Consider the following 17,650-nt stretch of genomic DNA (forward strand, 5'->3'; position numbering starts at 1 on the left):
TATCGGCAAATTGTCTGATGGATGGTTATCCGCATTTGGCCGCGCCGCAGGCGCTGGGCTTCGGCTTTTCGCCGCCGCACTTGCTCTCTTTGGGCTTTTCGCCGCCGCATTTGGCTGCGCCGCAGGCGCTGGACTTCGGCTTTTCGCCGCCGCACTTGCTCTCTTTGGGCTTTTCGCCGCCGCATTTGCTCTCTTTGGGTTTCTCACCACCACATTTGGCCGACCCACAGCCGCCAGAGATCATTTGATGTTGTTGGGCGTCCGCCTGCTCAATGGCGAACGGATTCTCCGCCGCGCCAGCCGAACCCATGGCGCCAAACGCCATCAAGCCCGCCGCAGCCAGAGCAGAAATCACAAAACCTTTGATGCGCATAATGGGAAATCCTTCACTGTTATGAGGAGCGTCCGCCAATTGGGCGCGCCGATTGCCGGAACATAACCGCATGGAGATTGAATTGCAATCGCCAACGGCTGGCGATGATTCTCTCATTTGTCGTTGGCGATTGCATTCAAAACTGAACATATGGGCGCTGGAAGATATCGAGGGCTACGCCCTCGAGCTCCCCAAGATCAACAACCACACAGTGGGCTCCGCCCACACCTGCTTAAGGGTCACAGACCCTTAAGAATCCCGACAAATTTCCGTTGGAAATTTGTCCCAGAGTCAGCGCAAGCGGAATCAACGTCACGCAAACATTGAGCGCTTTGGATGTGTGTCATTCTGGATTCAAGCGACTCTAGGTCACACACTCGGACAAAACGTTGCGGCGTCAGTTCAGTCCAGGGAGGAAAAAGGGGGGCGTGAACAGGGACGCGCGCGCCCGGGAGCCCATGGGAATGGCGTCGCCGGGCGCGCGGAAATCGGGAGCTTTTTACTGTTGCAGCAAGGCGGTAATCGCCGCGTCGCCCTTCTCCTGGGCCATCTGCAGCGCGGTTTTGCCCGCTTCGTTCTTGATGCCTGCATCGGCGCCGCTGGCCACTAATGCAGCGACGATCTGCTTGTTGCCGCCCATCACCGCTTTCATCAGCGGCGTGGTTCCCTCTTCGTTGCGCACATTGGCGTCGGCGCCGCGCTCCAGCAGGGATTGCACGATGTCACGATCGCCTGCGTCCACCGCATAGTGCAGCGCGCTGGCGCCGAAGTTGTCCTGGAAGTTGATGTTGCGCGGCTTCTCCAGCAACAGGGCGATGGAGCCGCTCTGCTTTTTGGTGATCGCCACCATCAACGGCGTCTGTCCGGCGTTATTGGGCACATAGCCTGCGGCGTGGCCGCTGTAGTGGAAGATGGTCTTCACCACCTCCTCGCGCCCGGCCATGATGGCGTGCATCAGGGCGGTGTTGCCCTTGCGGTCCGACGAGCGCACGTCGGCGCCGAACTGCAGTAACTGGGCGACGATCTGCGCATCGCCGCGCTTGGCGGCGATCATCAGTGAATCGTACCCGGCGCGGGTGCGATCGTGGATGTTGGCGCCCATCTCAATGAGCAGCGCGGTGATGGCCGCATGGCCGTTTTCCGCCGCCAGAGTCAGCGGGGTGTCGCCGGTGCGGGTGCGCGAATTGACCTGCGCGCCGTGGGAGATCAACATCGCCGCCACATTGGTGTTGCCCGCCTCCGCGGCGAACATAATGGGGCGCTTGCCGTATTTGCCCGGGGCGTCGATGTTGGCGCCTTTGCTGATCAGCGCCGACACCTGTTCGGCGGTGCCGCTGGCGGCGACGTCGTGCAACTGTTGGGTCAGGGAGTCGCTCGCCCAGGCCAGCGACGCGGTCATCAAGCAGATCGCCGTCAGAGCCGCGATGCGCTTGCGCGGGGATTTGGCTGGGGCGCCCGTGAGGATATGGCCATGACTCGTCATAGGAGACTCTCGGTTCTTCAGTGTTGACTCGTGTGCGCGGGACTTGGACCGCGCGCTCGGGAGCCGCAGGGGCTCGAATCGGTTCATTTACTGACCAGGGCGTCCGCCGGTGGTGAAGCTGGGCTGGAAGTCCGGGTTGCGCCAGTTCATATCCTTGGCCAGATGCTCTTTATCCGGACGCAGACGCGAGATGTAGTCGGCCAGGGCCTCCAGATCGGTGGGGGTCATGCCGCGGATCTGCTCCACCATCTTCTTGTCGGCGTTGCGGCGCTTGCCGCTCTGAATCCACTGCAGTTGGCGCAGCAGATAGAGGAAGTGCTGGCCCTGCAAGCGCGGCTGGAACTCCTTGGCGTGGCCTTCGGCGTTGGCCCCATGGCACTTGGCGCAGTTGTCCTTGTAGAGCTTTTCGCCCTGGGGCAGGTACATGCCTGAGCCGATGCCGTTGAACGGCGCCATGGGCAGTTTTTCGATATAGGCGGCCACATCCGCCAGCGCCTGCGGCCCCTCTTCGAACAGCGGCGTGGCGAAGGGAACCATGGTGGGGTTGTCGCGGTTGCCCAGGGCGATGTCCGCCAACTGCTTCATCAGCACGCTTTTGTGCTGACCGGCGATCTGGGGATACGCCCCGCTGGGCATGGCCCACCCCTCCGGGGTATGGCAGATGGCGCAGTTGTAGTACAACGCCTTGCCGCGCTCCAGATCGGGGGTGGCCTGCATGGCGGATTCCACCGCGGCGCCGATCTTGGCGTCGTCAGCTTTTGCCGGGCTGGCGAGCGCGCCGGAGGCGAACAGGCCAAGGGCCAGGGTCAGGGTCAGGCGGCTCTTTTTAGACAGTTCACGCATGATGGATGCTCATGGTTGAGCGCCCAGCCGAAGCGGAGCGCGGTGTCATTCTCAATGTGAGAGTGCAGCGTTGGCGCCGCCCCCGAAGGGGCTACGCCATAGCCAATCCATTACCAACTGCTGACGTAGCCCCAGGTCACCAGGGTCAGCAGGGTCAGGCCGGCGAGAATGAGGATCGTCGCCAGCAGCTTGGAGCCGCGCGCCACCAGTTTGGACGGTTTGGAGACCAAGTGCTTCTCCAATTCGCCGGAGGCTTTGAGGCGCTCGTACTCGCGCGCATGCTCGTGCTTGAACTCCTCCAAGGGGATCGCGCCGGTGAAGATGGTGGTGCTCATGGGGAAGCGGTCCGGGCGGAAGTGCGCGTTGAAGAAGTGCACCGTGAACAGGAACATGGTCGCCAGCAGCGCCTCTTCGGCGTGCACGATGGTGGCGATGTTGAACATGAAGCCCGGCAGGAACTTGGCCGTCACGGTGGGAGCGAACAGCATCACGCCCGACAGACCGATCACGGCGGCGCCCCAGAACGGCGCCCAGTAGTCGAACTTCTGCCAGTAGGCCCAGCGGTCGAAGGTGGGCCGCTCGGCGAAGCCGAAGAACCACTTGAACATGGCGATCACGTCCTTGAGATCCTGCCAGTTGGGGATCATGGAGGTGGGGCCGAACCAACGGAACTTCTTGCCCGCTTTGGTGATGTTATACACCGCGGTGAGGAAGTGCAGGAAGAACACCGTCAGCCAGGTCACCGCCGCAGTGCGGTGGATGATCGCTTCCACTTTGGGGCCGCCCAGCATATCCATCACAATCGGCGCCCACGGGGTGTGTGAGAACAGCAGGGTGGAGCCGGTCATCACCAGGGTCATGGTGCTCACGGCGAACAGCAGGTGGATGGTGCGCCACCAAGCGGTGAAGCGACGCACGTAAATCGTTTCGTTGGCGGGGTTGGCGTGGTCGACAAAGTAGCCCTTGCCCTGCTTGCGGTCCTGGTATTCGCGATAGAACCACAGCAGCACGTGGGTCCAGAAGAACAGGAACACGCCGATGATCAGGGCGGTCATGAACTTGGCGGTGATGTAGATGCCCGGGTACTTCTCAAAGTCGTTGGGGTCGCCATGGGCGTGGAAGCCCAGGAACCCTTCGGGGGCGTCCTTGTGGCACTCGTTACAGGTCTTCAGGCGGTTGTTGATGTGCACCTTGGAGGTGGGATCCTTGACCGCTTTGAGGTCGTGGCTGCCGTGGCAGTCGTAGCACTTGGCGGTGTGGGCGTAACCGAGACGGTTCACCTGACCGTGATAGGAGTGCATGTAGGTCTCATACGACTTTTCATGGCAGTTGCCGCAGCTCTTGGTGATGGTCAGTTTGACCTGATCATCATCGGGCGAGGCGATATTGTGGGTGGTGTGGCAGTCGGCGCAGACGGCGGACTTGTTGTTGCCTTTTTCCAGCAGCTCCACGCCGTGAATGGAGGTTTTGTACTGCTCTTTCTGCTTCTCATGGCAGGCGCCGCAGATATCGGCCATCTGCACGCGGCGCTCGGCTTTGACTTCGCTGCCCAGCGCGCCGACGTTGTGGGCGTTGTGGCAATCCTTACACGCCGCGTTGGTCTTGCTCTGGTCGCCGCGTTTGGGTTGGGCGTGGACCGAATGCATGTAGCTTTCGATCTGAGTAACCACCACCGCCAAGCGCTCTTTATTTGCGGAGCCGTTTTTCTTCGCCTCCTCCCAATTTTTCATGTGGCAGTCGACGCAGCCCACGGTGATGGGGAGATTCTCTTCATGCTCGCCGCGCTCGAGCTCCACATTGGCGTGGCAGCCTTTACACTCTTGCTTGCCATGCACGCTATGGTCGAACGGCTCAGGCTCGACGAAGATGAATTTCTCCGACCCATCATCCATCTCGTAGGTCTTCTCATCTTCGTCGCCGTGGCACTTGTAGCAGCTCTTGTTGGCTTTGCGCACCTCTTCGGGGATTTCAACTTTGGCCGCCGCCATCTCTTCGGCGTTGTTGGCCTGGGCGCTGGGCGTGGCGAACAGGGATAGACCCATGACCAGGGCCAGGGAACTCCATCTGAGAATCTTGAAAAAGCGGTTCATGGGTCTTTGTGCTCTCACAGTCTTGACGTTTTGGCCGGAGGCGCGATACGGGAGTTGGAGCGTAAGGCGACGCCTTGGCGCTCCTGTTTCAGGCTGCAGAAGTCCATGGCAAAGCCGCATGGATTTCGCAACCTAATGATGGGTACCAATCTCTATCTATCGAATCAAGTTATTTTATAAAATATAATTGAATTTTTGGGGTGAAATTTTGTCGGGATGATCATTTGTTGGGAATGGCGGTTTCAGGATGTATTGGGACAATCCATTGGGAAGCGCTGTAAATGCGTGATTTGTGCTCTGAGTCGGAGATGGTTTGTGCGTTCAGAGGGCGGCGCGGGGAAGCAAAGTCGGGGCGCTTTGCTGATATGCAAGGGCCTGCGGCCGGAGCTGCAGGCCCTTGTTGTGGCGGGGCGGAAAAAGTAGGGCGCGGATTAGGGGAGTCGGGTGGCGGTCAGGCGGCTCCGCGTGCCTGCGGTTGCGCCTTCGACACAGACGGATTTACCAGTTTCGCCTACGATGACCCGGAATGACACCGTATCGCCTTGGGTGAAATCGGATTCATGCTGGAAATCGATGCACAAACTGGCGCTCCCTCCCGGCAGTATTTGGCCAAGATTCTGCCGGAAGAGCCAGTAATAAGTGGCGCCGTTGACCACCGCTTCGACTTGGCAAATGGTGTGAGTGGCGGCGCTGACGCCGGTTAGGTTGAGTGAGCCGATAAAGCGGTAGACGCCGTCCTGGGGGATGGTGTAGACGCCGCCGGACCAGCCGCCGCCGTCGTTGTAGAGCGTGACGCCGGGAGCTAACGTGTGCCACGATCCGTCGCCGGTGACGGCGGACGTCGTTGCGTTCCAGATGGCGCAGAATTTTGGTTGCGTTAAGATGTCGTCGCCGTTTTCGTCATGCACCCCTTTGTTGGAAGGGATAGTGATGCCTTCGGCAAAGGGGATGCGGCTGGTGGTGGTGGATTCGCCGTTCTTGGTGATGCAGGAGGTTAGACCGGTGGCGAAGCCGTCCATCTCGGCATCCATGCGCGAGGCGCTGATCTTGACGTTATTGGCGGCGTCCTGGGTCCAGCTATAGAGGCGGTTGAAGAGGCCCGAGCCATTAAAAGCCATGGTGTTTCCTTTCTGTTCGAATTGCGCGTCGGCGGCGACGCGCGCGCAGTGGGGTGAGCCTGGCGGCGATAAGAATCGAACAGATATTATATTGAAACAGTTTAAACATCAATATGATTTTATATGGTGCGCCCTGACGTTCTGGCGAAGCGGCGTTTGAGGTGGTCAAATCGGCTAAGAGCGTAAGGTGAGCGCGCCCCAATGAGAGCGACATGATGAACGCAACGCAAATCTCCATCGACGCCCTGCTGGCGGGGGCTCATGATGCGCAGAGGTGGCGCCCATTTGTCGGACAGGTGGTTAAGGTTGAGTTTCGCCCATTGAGCAGCAGGAGAATGATATGGCGAAACGCAAATAGCATTCGGAGGAATTCGAAGCGCGTGTGGCGCTGGACGCCATCCGTAGAGAATTGACCTTATCGGAGTTGGCGACCAAACACGGCATTCACCCAACTCCGGTCACGAAATGGGAAAAGGCGGCCATGGAAGGGATGGCGGGGATTTTTCCGTGCCCTCCGCCAGAGAGCCTGACAAAGATCGCCGCCAGGAAGTGCATGAACTCCATGCCAAGATAGGCCAACTGGCTGTGGAGAATGATTTTTAGCGCAAGGCCGACCGTCGATGAGCCACGCCCGGAGGACGCTAATGGTTCAGACGGATCACCCCAAATTGAGCATTGTCAGGCCGTGCGAATTGGTGGGGATCAGTCGGTCCTCGTTCTACTATGAGGCCAAAGGCGAAAGCCTGCTGAACCTGGAGCTGACGCGGCTGATCGACAAGCAGTTTCTGGAGACGCCGTGTTATGGCTCCCGCCAGATGGCGCGTCACGTTTGGGTCACGCTGGCGGATGAGCAAAGAAAAAGCGGTTGAGACAACAAGGTCTCAACCGCTTTTTTGAATCCAATGGTCGGGGCGAGAGGATTCGAACCTCCGACCCCTAGCACCCCATGCTAGTGCGCTACCAGACTGCGCCACGCCCCGACTGGATGGTCGCCATGTTGCCGCAAAACCGTAACGCGGTGATGGCGAGAAGCGGAATTATGCGAATTTCCCCCCGGGCTGTCAACAATCGAATGCGCCCGGGGCGGAAAAATTCGTTTGAACGTCGATTCACCCGCGCGTCAGGCCGTCTCGCGGGTGAAGACCCAGTCGCTGGCGTTGGAGAGTTCCGGGCGGAAGGCGTAGCCCTCCTCAGCGTACTCCTTAAGTGGCTCAGGGGAGTCCAAACGGTTGTCGATGATATAGCGCGCCATGGCCCCGCGCGCCCGTTTGGCCAAAACCCCCACCACTGAGGCGCGGCCATTCTTGATCTCTTTGAAGATGGGCGTCACCAGTGGTCCGGCCAGCTTCTTATGCCGCACGGCTTTGAAATACTCGGTGGAGGCCAGATTCACCAGAGTGCGGTCGGCGTGGCCCTCGGTGGCGGCATTGAGCGCCTCCACCAGCACGTCGCCCCAGAAAGCGTAGAGATCCTTGCCGCGCGGATTAGCCAGTTTGGTTCCCATCTCCAGGCGGTAGGCGGCCATGCGGTCCAGCGGGCGCAGAATGCCGTAGAGCCCGGAGAGGATGCGCAGATGGTCCTGGGCGAAGGCGAAGTCATCGGCGGAGAGGGTGTCGGCGTTGAGGCCTACGTAGGTGTCGCCGCGAAACGCCAGCGCCGCCGCTTTGGCGTTGTCGTCGTTCAATTGCGCCGGGAAGCTTTGATAACGGTCGAAGTTCAATTGCGCCAGATTGTCGCTCAAGTGCATCAGCGCGCCCACTTGATCCACGCGCATGGGGCGCAGAATTTTCATCAACTCCTGCGTATGGTCCAAAAAAGCGGGCTCTGACGGCGTCGGCGCGCCGGTGGCGGGGGTCATGTCGAGCTTCTTGGCGGGGGATATCACTGCCAGCATGGAATCTCTCCCGAATCGATTTTATGGGGGTGTCAAATCGCCCTGTGCAAAGCGGCCTGTCGCCACTTGTGCGCAACCCCGGCGCGCAGCGGCGGGGGTTGACCGGATCAGGGCGAATGGTGTTCCATACAGTGTCCAGCGCGGGGCGGCCTCGCAAGGTTTTTTCGCGCCGCCCCATCCATCAGGCTGAACCGTCATTCGGGGGTCGCGCCCCCGCAACGCCGCCCGTCGGGCGCGCGTGTGAGAACTGGCTTCGTTTTGAGGCTCTTGTGGTAAAAAAGTCGCTCAATAAACCGGTCCGACGCGGCGCGCACCCGCTGCTCAAGAGCTCCGCTCAGGTGCGGCGCGCTTCGCCGGACCTTGCCCGACGTCCCATGGCCAAGCGCAAATCCGCCGAGGAGCCGCAACGCGCCATCGCGTGGCGTCCGCTGGCGTGGCTGCTGGGCGCGGTGGTGTTGGCTGGGGCGATTCTGATTACGGCGTTGCGGGTGGATTTCGCCGTGCGCGGCGTCGACAAGCCCGCCATCGTGCAGGTGGCCGCCAGCCGGGTGGAGGGGTGTTCGTTGGCGCGGGACAAGCAGCGCTTCCCGGAGATGATGCGGGTGGAGGCGGGGGAGTATCTGCTGCCCACCGACGAGAACGGGCGCGAGCTGATGCTGCACTTGAAGCCGCTGGGAATGACCCGGGTGACCCAGGAGCAGCCGTTCCTGCTGCAGCGCAGCGAAGTCACCATTGAGCAGTTTGGTTGGTTCGTCAAAGCGATCAACGACATGTCCGATGGTCCGCGCAAAGAGCAATTGTTAGCCATTATTGGCCTGCATTGGGACAAGACCGATCCCAAAAACCTCTCTAAAGAGGGCTATTATGGCGGCTCAGCTTCGCCGGCGGCGCGAGCGATCTCGCGCGAAGGGGCGCGGGCGTTTATCGATTGGTTGAATGAGCGCACCGGTTGCCGCTACCATCTGCCGACCCGCAACCAGTGGGCGGCGGCGGTGATCTCGCAACATCTGGCCAGCGGCCAGCCGGCCAGCGCCGCCGAGGCCAATGATGGCGGGGTGCTGGGCGGCTTGCTGCGCGGCGTGCGCGAGTGGTCGGACACCGGCTGCGCGAATGGCTTTTTCCTGTTGGGGCACGATCAATGGACGACCGAGCCTAATGTCGGCGTGAGCGCCTGTATGCCAGGCATGCTCTCGGTGGCGGGATTCCGTCTGGCCAGGGAGTTGGACGACGGGTCGTAATGGATCAGACGCGCTGGAGGTTTCGCTTCGGGCGCGCACAGAGCTTGTGTGACGCCGGGGCGCGTTCTATAAACAGGCTCTCACACCTCACAAGGACCGCCCGGGCCAAGCCGGGGCGGCGTTAAGGATACGCACGGTGATGCATAAGCGGATGCGCGGTTGGAGTCGAGGATGGCGAGTCATTGGCGCGATGGCTGCGGCGATGATGATGGCGGGCGTCGGTACGGCCCACGCTGAAGCACGCCCCTCGGGCAGCTGCAAAGGGTTTGATTTTACGCCCTTCTACCATAAAGAGAGCCTCAAGTGGACCGGCGTCACCCGCGTCACCCGCCACGATGCGCCGCTCTACGCCACCGAATCCGGCGGCAAGGCCAAGGTCCAACTGGCCTTCAACCAGCAGGGCGAGGTGTTGGCGGAGAACGAAGAGCGCCTCAAGCTCAAAACCTTCCCCTATCAAGGTCAACCGGCCCATACCGGCTGGGTCAATCGCGCCGACCTGCTGTGCTATAACCTGCCGGTGAAGGGCGAGTCGGGGCTGGAGATGAAGTTCTTCATCCGCACCGACACCCAGGCCCGCGACGCCAAACAGGCCGACCCCACGGTGGCCATCTTCCGCGACCCCAAGCGCCGTGAGTGCGTGGGCGGCCCCGGCCACTGCCGTGAGGGCGCTTCGCGCTTCCACATGTATTTCGTCTTTGACCAGCAGGGCGACTCGGTGCTGCTGGCGGATCGCTATCGGCTGGAGGAGGGCGACGCCCTGCTGGGCTGGGCGGATAAGAATGACGGCTTTATCTGGAACAACGCCTTCAGTCTGCGTCCGCGGGAGGATCTGAAGGCGCCCGACGGCGGCGTGGGGACCATCTGTTCGTACCGCAGTCTGCGCGATGCGGTGGTCAAAACTCCCAGCGCCTGCTCGCCGATTCAGGGCGGCGTCAATTGGTTCAAGTCGCCGGTGCGCATTCCGGTGCTGGATATCGTCGATGGCAAGGGCAAGCACGTTGCGCCGGAAGAGGTCTCCGGCAGCGACAGCGGGCGGCGCTTCTATCAGGTGGCCATGGCGCGGCCCGGTCTGGTGGCGCGCGCGGTGGGCGATGGCAAAGTGGCCATCTCCGGCGGCCTGATTCCCCAGGCGGCGCCGACCTTGGGCGGCCTGAAATCCAAGCAGAACGTGGACATCTTCTTCGTCCTCGACGCCACCGCCAGTATGCAGGGGGTGATCGACGCGGTGCGCGGCGCGCCCGGACAGCGCGGCGTGATTCAGCAGATCATCGAAGAGTTGCAACAGGTGCAGGGCTTCCAGAAGACCCAGTTCCGCTTTGGTTTCCGCGTCTATCGCGATCCCTACGCCGATGGTCTGCCCGGTGGGTTGGGCGACGGCGTGGGCGAGGGCTTCCCGCTGTCGAGCCAGTGTGAGTTGGGCGAAGCCGAGCGAGTGGCCGAGTATGACCGCTTCAAGGAGGCGATTCTGGGCGTCAAGGTGACCGAAGAGGATGCCGAGGACGACTATGAAGAGAATATTTACGGCGGCTTGGAGCAGGCGCTCAGTCGTGACATGTCGGCCTGTTCGGACCACCTGAAGCTGTTGTTCGTCATCGGCGACAACGGCTACAAACCGCGTCTGCGCCGGTTTGATGAAAACGGCCAGTTCGTGGCGCTGGACAAGTACAAAACCCCCGTCGACGTGGAGCGTTTGAATGCGCTGATGCGCGGCGCCGAGCAGGTGGGGGAGAAGGCCAACTCGGTCATTCCTTTCTTCATCCAGACCCCGCGCCGGCCTGAAGGGGTGAAGCATCCCAACGCTTACAATGTCGCCTACAACCGCTTTGAGGAGCAGGCCAAGGCGATCCTCGCCGCCAGTCTGCCGGTGGGCAGTCTGGTGAGCCAGCACTTCCTGCGCATGGGCGAAGGCGCCATGGTGGGGCGCATCACCGATCAGGTCTCCAAACTCTCCTCCAGCGAACTCATCGACGAGATCATCGTCGACGTGCGCGGCGGCGCGGCGCTCACTTCGGTGATCGAACGCCTGCAGCGCGAGCGGGTGGATATCCCCGGTCTCTACTGGCACATCCTCAAAAAGGGCGCCTGCGGCGAGTTGGGCAAGCAGTGTCAGTCGCGGGTCTACGACACCACCTTGACCGGCTACATTGAGGCCAATGACAAAATTGTCGAGGAGCTGTGGATCTCCTCCTCGGGGCTGGCGTCGTGGATTCGCATTCTGTCGGGCTTTGAGGGCTACTTCGAACTGCCCGAGCCGCAACTGCGTCGGGCGCTGATCAGCGCCATGATTCTGGGCCTGCAGCAGGAGATCCGGCGTCCGCCCATCGACGTCTCCGGCGAGACCCCGGCGGAGTACGCCCAGCGTCGCGGCGGTCTGCCGGTGCGCTGGCACAGCCCGCTGCTCTCCTACAACGTCAATGCGCTCTCAGCCAAAAAGGTGAGCCGCGCCGACGACGGCTCGCTGATGGTGCTGGGCGACGACGGCAAGGTGATGACCGACCGCCACGGCAAGCCGATTCAGGCCGCGCCGGTGTGTGAACTGCGGCGTCTGGCATTGTGGGCGGTGAAGTCCAAGGAGATGCTGGAGATCGTCGAGCGCGATACCGTGCGGCCGCAGTATCAGGCCAGTGGCTACAACAGTCGTCGCTGCCCCGACGCCACCCCCAACGGCCATGCGTTGCAGCGCATCGCCGGTGAGGTGCAGGCGGTTCCGCTGGGGCCGACCCCGGATTATCGCTTTGGCCACGCCTTCGGCGGACGCCGAGGCTACTGGGTGCCGCAGGAGTATTTGCCGTAATAAAAGCTGGAAATAGTGTGCCGGCGCGAAGCAACATGCCAGCACGTTGTGAAAAGGTGGAAAATCGGGACATTTATGGCCCGATTTTCCGGGGCCTGGGGTCCGCGACCCCAGCGGGGTGTGGGGCGGCGCCCCACGGTTTGGTTGTTGATCTTAGGGGAGTTTGAGGGCGCAGCCCTCAATATCTTTCAGCGCCCGCTTGTTTAGCTCCGCCAATCTGGTTCGAGCCGCAGAAGATCATGACATCAGCGATGGAACGCATCCGATGAGTTGGGGATTTCAAATCGAACGCCCGGCCAGCGTCGGCTGGGGCTCCGCCTTCAATCTGGAGGTGGGGGGCCTGGAGCTGGACGCCAACGCCGTCAACCGGCGTCTGCCGGTGCTGGGACGCAGCGGCAGCGGCAAAAGCACCCTGATGTATCTGCTCACCTTCATGAAGCGCCCGCGCGAAGGCTCAGTGCGCTGGACCTTTCCCGACGGCCACCGCGCCCAGTGGAGCCGCAAAGGGTTGAGCGGGCGCAACTCCACCTTGAATCTCACCGATCTGCGCCGCCGCTACTTCGGTTTCGCCTACCAGCGCAGCACCCTGAGCCCCTACCTGACGGTGGCGGAGAACCTCATGTACCCCCTGCGCATTCGCGGCGAGCACAGTGGCGAGCAGATGCGCGAAAAGGTGTGGGAGGCGGTCAATAAGAGCCTGATGTACGGTCAGGGCGGCCAGACCGCAGGCGGCGACAACACCCTCAAGGCGTTCATGAAGCGCTTTCCCAATGAGCTGTCCGGCGGGCAGTTGCAACGGGTGGCGCTGATGCAGGCGATGATCCACGACCCGGTGGTGCTGTTCGCCGACGAACCCACCGGCAACCTGGACGCCGCCACCCGCCGCGAGGTGATGGGGGTGGTGGAGCAGTGGTTGGCCGAAGGCGAACGCATGGTGATCTGGGTCACTCACCACCTCTCCGACGCCCAGGATCCCAACGTCACCCATCGGGTGGTGGTCTCCCACGGACGCTGTCATCTGCAACAGAATGACGGCGCGCAACTCAACGCCAGGACGGTGCTCGATGGATGACGCCGGAATGACCCCGCCGCCGCGCCCCAAACGCCGCTTCACCCTGCTCCCATTGTGGATGCGTCTGGGCTGGGTGGACTATTGGCGCGCGTTCCACTGCGGTCGCTTCGCCTGTGATGGCGGCGGCAAGGACTTCTCCTATCTGACCCTGCTGCTGACTCTGGTGATCAGCATGGCGCTGCTGCTGGTGAGCAGCCACAACGGCTTCCTCAACCGCATGACCGACGCCCTGCTGGGCAATATTCGTCCCTACGGCGCGCCCATCTGGGCCACTGCCCACTGGCAGAACAACGACGGCATTGGCCGCCAGGTGCTGGACAAGCTGGACGCTATTGGCGGCGAGATCCCCGGGGTCTCCACCCACCCCTATCGGCGGCTGGAGGTGAGTCGTCCGCGGGTGGTGCTGCCGGGGGCCAAAAGCTGGCGCAGCAAGCAGCCCAAATTCGTCGGCTGGGCGGTGTATGACAAAGACCCTCTGTGGCGACTGGCGGTGGATCCGCAGCCGCAGCAGTGGGGCGTGCGCGAACTGAGCGCCCTGCTCGAAGAGCTGGACATCGGCGCCATGCTGGGCCTCGGCGACAAGCCCAAACAGACCAAACCGGCCACGCTGCGCCCCCAGGGGCCGCCGCCGCGTCAATGGAAGGGGTTGCCGCTGGAGGTGACCCTGAGCAAGCGTCTGTTCGCGCAGATGTTCGACTACGACGCCTATCGTCAGGAACTCTCCCGGGTGCTGCGCCCAGCGCAGATGAGCGACCTGCCCTATTCGGTGAGCGCCGATGAGCTGGAGAGCAAGCTCACCACTCTGTGGCTGCGCATGACCGTGGGCCGGGAGGATCACTTTTTCCCGTTTACCGTGCATTGGGTGGATCACATCCCGGCCATGGAGGATGTGGCCTATCTGTTCCCGCTGACGACTTACCATGCGCTGATGGCGGCCTATCACCTGCCGGACTTACGTTTCGATCCCATGAATGGCGGCGAGAACCGGCGCGGCGATCTGGCCATGCTCAAGGGCGACAGCTATCCGTTGGACGAGCTGGAGCGCTATGCCGCGTGCGTCAACGAAGCGGTGGCGCGCACCGGCCTGACCGGGGTGCCGGTGGTGAGCGAGCGCGAGTGCCGTCTGCCGCGTCTGCCGCCGGAGGGGGCGCGCACGATTCCCACCGCCATGTGGGACGCCATGGAGCATGACAATCGCAACCAACTGTGGCTGCCGTGTCACAAATTGGCCCAGGACGACCCCATGCGCGGCGCGCTCTGCTCCGGCTGGCATGAGGAGGACGCCAAGCGCGTCATCATGGTCCCGTGGGACGTCACCGGTTATGGCTCGGCGTTCGCCTCGGTGCATGTCTATGTGGCCGATCCGGGCAATCTGAGCGCAGTGATCGAGCGCATGACCGCGCTGCGGCTGGATGATCAGCAGTTGGCGCTGAATATCCATCCCAAGTACCAGGATGCGCTCAACCGCTTCAATCTGCTGTCGGACCAACTGAAGATCTTCATTCCCGCTTTCGCCATGGCGTTCGGGCTGTTGATGATCATGCTGTTGGCGGCCCAGATCGGAACCTTGTTGGGGCACCGGCGCCACGATTTCGGCATGCTGCTGACCCGCGGCGTGACCTGGCGCGGGATCCACATGAAGGTCTATTTCCAGATGACCATCGCCACCCTGATCAGCGGCTCCATTGCGACATTTGGTCTGCTCACGGCCATGCGCGCGTGGTTGGGGCCGGACTTTATTGCGGTGATGGAGCGCTATCGCGATCTGCTCAATCCCGGCGTGGGGGTGGAGCCGCTGCCGCTGTCGGCGCTGGAGTTGGCGCTGGTGTGGGGCGGCTGTTATCTGGCGGTTCTGCTGGTGAGCGCGCTGATGCTGATGAAACTGCCGGTGCGCTGGGGCGTGACGCCGTCGGAGCTGCTGCACGGCGAGGGCGGCGTGCTCAAGCCGACGCGCTATTAATGAAGGGCGAGTAGGCGCAATACAGGCGAGAGAGCACAGACCAGACAGGTGGAAAAGTTGGACATTTATGGCCAACTTTTCCGGGGTCTGGGGGCCGCGCCCCCAGCGGGGTGTGGGGCGGCGCCCCACGGTGTGGTCGTTGACTTTGGGGAGTTTGAGGGCGCCGCCCTCAACATCTTTCCTCTTCCCTCGAAGTTTGCCCAAACCCATCGAATACCCAAAACCGCATTGGCTTAACAAATGCATGGCTAAAGTTTCAAGAATGGGCGCCGATAAGAAAGTCAAGGGGAAAATGTGGCGCGAAGACCGGCCTTACGGGTCGGATGGTGGTTCGTCGGGTTTCCCGGACGCATCGCCACGGCGCAAAGTAGCGGGCCTACGCGGCAGATTCTTCCCAGCACACGCACGACCGGACTCGACCTCTTTGGAGCGCGCGGCTGTGTGGCCATTCGGCCCGCCGCGATGGGATGCGCCCGCGTCCATTCCTTTCGCATCGCCCCAGGCCGGGGAGCGCGCACAGCGCCCTTGGCGATGGGGCGCGACCAGCGGCCAACGTCCCGCCAATCGGCGCGCGATAACGCCCGCAATTCATCTGATTCACAAGTCGCCCAGAGCGGCGCACACCCTCTGTTGGAACCTCCCATGAATAACGCGCAAATCAATTTTGTGGTGGTGGGCGCGCTGCTGTGCGTGGTGACGGTGGGGGCGTGGTGGATGTTTTTCCGCACCGATCTGATCGTGGGCGAACAGTTGGCGCTCAACTACTGCGGCAGTTGCCACGCCTTGCGCCCCGGGGATCCCCCGCGCTCCGGCCCCACCCTGTGGCGGGTGGCGGGACGCCGCGCCGGCGGCCTCAAAGGGTATGACTACAGCCCCGCGTTCCGTCTGCAAGTGAGCGAAGCGGGGTTCATTTGGGATCGTCCGCGGCTGGAGGCGTTCATTGAGAACCCGCAGAGCGTGTTGCAAGCGACCAATATGACGCAGACATCCAAAGGTCATCCGCTGACTTTCGATGGCGTCAATGATCGCCGTTTTCGCAACGATCTGACAGCGTTTCTGTTGCAGTTGGGGCATCCGCCCCAAACCCCTTGAGGAGCGTGATGATGGCGCGATTACTCAGCGTATTGACGGGGCTGTGGCTGATGGGGGCGGCGGCGATGGGCAACGCCCAGGGGCAAGACCCGCGCGCGGCCTGTTACGCTGCGCTGCTGGATGAGGCGGCGTCGTGGGGGTTGGTGCTGGAGAGCGACGATGACGCCACCGTGCGCAGCGCCTGTGAGCACAACGCCCATGATCCGACGCAATCCAGCGCCGCGCTGCGCAAGCAGTACGCTGGTCGATTGGCCAAGCGCGACGCCTGTGTTGTCGGCCTGACGCAGCGCCTGGACATGGCGCATCACCAAGCGCCGCCGGGCGCCGATACGCAAACGCTGCTGCGTCAGGCGTGCGCGCGGGGCGCCGACGATCCGGCCATCGCACAGATGCTGGCGCGCAACATCCTGGGCTGGCCGTGAGCGGCGCGCGCTGCACAGCGGCGCTGATGGCGCTGCTCCTGGGCGGGTTGGTTGCGGCCAGCGCGCAGGCGGCGCAGGATTTCGGCGGCGTCAGCGGGCCGACCAGCATCGAATGCAATCTGTTTGGCGCCAGCATCGGTCAGCGCGGCGCAGCGTGGGCGAATATCATCGCCAGCGGCGGCATCGTTGAGACCCTGTGGAAGCACTGCAATACCCGCTACTGCGGACGCGAGGCGCGCGGCCACTACTCCATGGTGTATGAACACATGCCCTGTTCGCGCGCCTGCTACCGCATCAAAAAGCAGCGCTACGACGCCGCCTGTATCGGCAACGGCGGCTAGCGGACGGATTGCGCAACCGCCTCTGCGTCACTCCCAATCGTTGCCCCGTACGCCCAATTAGTCGCGACGCCGGGCGGAGTGTGGTATAACTCTACCCAGTATGGACCGGTCTTGAATACGCCAGCAGGCGTGGTTGCGAGGCCAGTGTCCTGGCGCTCTGCGGGCGCTGCGGCGGCGGCCGGAAATCTGTCGGCGGCTCGGTTGGCGCGCGGGAGGTTGAGGGAATGAATCGACGCAACGGGATGGTCGCGCTTGCCGCGAGCCTGATGTGGGGCGTGAGCAGTGCGGCCATGGCCGGGCTGGAGGGCGGTAGCGAAGGCGACAAGGCGCTGCATCTGACGCCGGATCTGAAGCATGGGCTGGCCATCTACCGGGTATGCGAAGCGTGTCACATGCCTGAAGGGTGGGGGCTGGAGGATGGCGCGTTTCCGCAGATCGCCGGACAGCATCGTGAGGTGCTGATCAAACAGTTGGCGGATATCCGCTCCGGCAATCGCGACGCGCCCACCATGTACCCGTTCGCCATCGCCGAGGAGATCGGCGGGCCGCAATCCATCGCCGACGTGGCCGCCTATATCGCCACATTGCCGATGAATCCCAACAATGGGGTTGGCCCGGGCGACGATCTGGCCCATGGCGCAGAGGTTTACAAACACCACTGCGTCAAGTGTCACGGCGACGCTGGCGAGGGGGTGGGCAAGGAGTTCTACCCGCGCATTCACGGTCAGCACTACGCCTATATCCTGCGGCAGATGACCTGGATCCGCGACGGCAAGCGACGGAACGCCAATAGCGATATGGTGCGGCAGATTTCGCACTTTAGCGATAAGGATCTGCAGGCGGTGAGCGATTACGTCTCCCGTTTGCGACCGCCGCAGAAGGATCTGGCGCCGACGGGTTGGCGGAATCCCGATTTTCGTTAAGCGGAGA

Annotated in this window: 14 protein-coding genes, 1 tRNA gene and 1 pseudogene; 9 read left to right on the forward strand and 7 right to left on the reverse strand. The window is 62.4% G+C overall.

All coding sequences use genetic code 11. From position 1 onward, the window contains the following. Nucleotides 1-25: 25 nt before the first annotated feature. The 5 genes from MAIT1_RS03630 to MAIT1_RS03655 all read right to left on the reverse strand — a co-directional run bounded on the left by MAIT1_RS03630 (nt 26) and on the right by MAIT1_RS03655 (nt 5,907). A complete protein-coding gene (locus MAIT1_RS03630) occupies nt 26-373 on the reverse strand; it encodes a hypothetical protein (protein ID WP_085440842.1) in 348 nt (115 codons plus the stop codon). Between the two features lie 499 nt (nt 374-872). Beyond that, nucleotides 873-1,856: an ankyrin repeat domain-containing protein gene (locus MAIT1_RS03640; protein ID WP_158089294.1), complete on the reverse strand. Its 984-nt coding sequence runs from the start codon at nt 1,854-1,856 to the stop codon at nt 873-875. Nucleotides 1,857-1,943: 87 nt separating this feature from the next. Beyond that, on the reverse strand, nt 1,944-2,699 hold the full coding sequence (locus tag MAIT1_RS03645) for a c-type cytochrome (RefSeq protein WP_085440846.1): 756 nt from the start codon (nt 2,697-2,699) through the stop codon (nt 1,944-1,946). A gap of 110 nt (nt 2,700-2,809) precedes the next feature. Further along, nucleotides 2,810-4,789 carry a multiheme c-type cytochrome gene (locus MAIT1_RS03650; protein WP_085440848.1) on the reverse strand — a complete coding sequence of 660 codons (1,980 nt, stop codon included), beginning with the start codon at nt 4,787-4,789 and terminating at the stop codon, nt 2,810-2,812. 431 nt (nt 4,790-5,220) lie between these two features. Then, nucleotides 5,221-5,907 carry a hypothetical protein gene (locus MAIT1_RS03655; RefSeq protein WP_085440850.1) on the reverse strand — a complete coding sequence of 229 codons (687 nt, stop codon included), beginning with the start codon at nt 5,905-5,907 and terminating at the stop codon, nt 5,221-5,223. Between the two features lie 382 nt (nt 5,908-6,289). Between MAIT1_RS03655 and MAIT1_RS22190 the strand changes: the two are divergent. Continuing rightward, a pseudogene (locus MAIT1_RS22190) lies at nt 6,290-6,737 on the forward strand (transposase family protein); the annotation flags it as partial. 73 nt (nt 6,738-6,810) lie between these two features. On the opposite strand, the gene MAIT1_RS03670 reads toward MAIT1_RS22190, so the two are convergent. Beyond that, nucleotides 6,811-6,887 (reverse strand) — tRNA-Pro (locus MAIT1_RS03670). 140 nt (nt 6,888-7,027) lie between these two features. After that, the gene (gene yaaA, locus MAIT1_RS03675) at nt 7,028-7,801 is read right to left on the reverse strand and encodes a peroxide stress protein YaaA (protein WP_085440853.1); all 774 of its coding nucleotides are present in this window, start codon (nt 7,799-7,801) and stop codon (nt 7,028-7,030) included. Between the two features lie 269 nt (nt 7,802-8,070). Between yaaA and MAIT1_RS03680 the strand changes: the two genes are divergently transcribed. From MAIT1_RS03680 to MAIT1_RS03720, 8 genes are all read left to right on the forward strand, one after another. Then, nucleotides 8,071-9,039, forward strand: coding sequence for an SUMF1/EgtB/PvdO family nonheme iron enzyme (locus tag MAIT1_RS03680; protein WP_158089295.1), 969 nt, complete (start codon nt 8,071-8,073; stop codon nt 9,037-9,039). Between the two features lie 136 nt (nt 9,040-9,175). Continuing rightward, nucleotides 9,176-11,833 carry a hypothetical protein gene (locus MAIT1_RS03685; protein WP_143814637.1) on the forward strand — a complete coding sequence of 886 codons (2,658 nt, stop codon included), beginning with the start codon at nt 9,176-9,178 and terminating at the stop codon, nt 11,831-11,833. A gap of 265 nt (nt 11,834-12,098) precedes the next feature. Beyond that, nucleotides 12,099-12,905, forward strand: a complete 807-nt coding sequence (locus MAIT1_RS03690) for an ABC transporter ATP-binding protein (protein ID WP_085440859.1) — start codon at nt 12,099-12,101, stop codon at nt 12,903-12,905. Further along, complete coding sequence (locus MAIT1_RS03695) at nt 12,898-14,865, forward strand: ABC transporter permease family protein (RefSeq protein WP_085440861.1); 1,968 nt, start codon at nt 12,898-12,900, stop codon at nt 14,863-14,865. The genes MAIT1_RS03690 and MAIT1_RS03695 overlap by 8 nt, the downstream gene beginning before the upstream one ends. Before the next feature lie 642 nt (nt 14,866-15,507). Continuing rightward, complete coding sequence (locus MAIT1_RS03705; protein WP_085440865.1) at nt 15,508-15,957, forward strand: c-type cytochrome; 450 nt, start codon at nt 15,508-15,510, stop codon at nt 15,955-15,957. Between the two features lie 11 nt (nt 15,958-15,968). Further along, complete coding sequence (locus tag MAIT1_RS03710; protein WP_085440867.1) at nt 15,969-16,379, forward strand: hypothetical protein; 411 nt, start codon at nt 15,969-15,971, stop codon at nt 16,377-16,379. Next, nucleotides 16,376-16,720 (forward strand): hypothetical protein, encoded by a 345-nt coding sequence (locus tag MAIT1_RS03715; RefSeq protein ID WP_085440869.1) that lies wholly within the window; start codon nt 16,376-16,378, stop codon nt 16,718-16,720. The genes MAIT1_RS03710 and MAIT1_RS03715 overlap by 4 nt, the downstream gene beginning before the upstream one ends. Nucleotides 16,721-16,944: 224 nt before the next feature. After that, nucleotides 16,945-17,643, forward strand: a complete 699-nt coding sequence (locus tag MAIT1_RS03720; RefSeq protein ID WP_143814638.1) for a c-type cytochrome — start codon at nt 16,945-16,947, stop codon at nt 17,641-17,643. Nucleotides 17,644-17,650: the final 7 nt, after the last annotated feature.

The organism is Magnetofaba australis IT-1, from assembly GCF_002109495.1.
GTDB classification, from domain to species: domain Bacteria; phylum Pseudomonadota; class Magnetococcia; order Magnetococcales; family Magnetococcaceae; genus Magnetofaba; species Magnetofaba australis.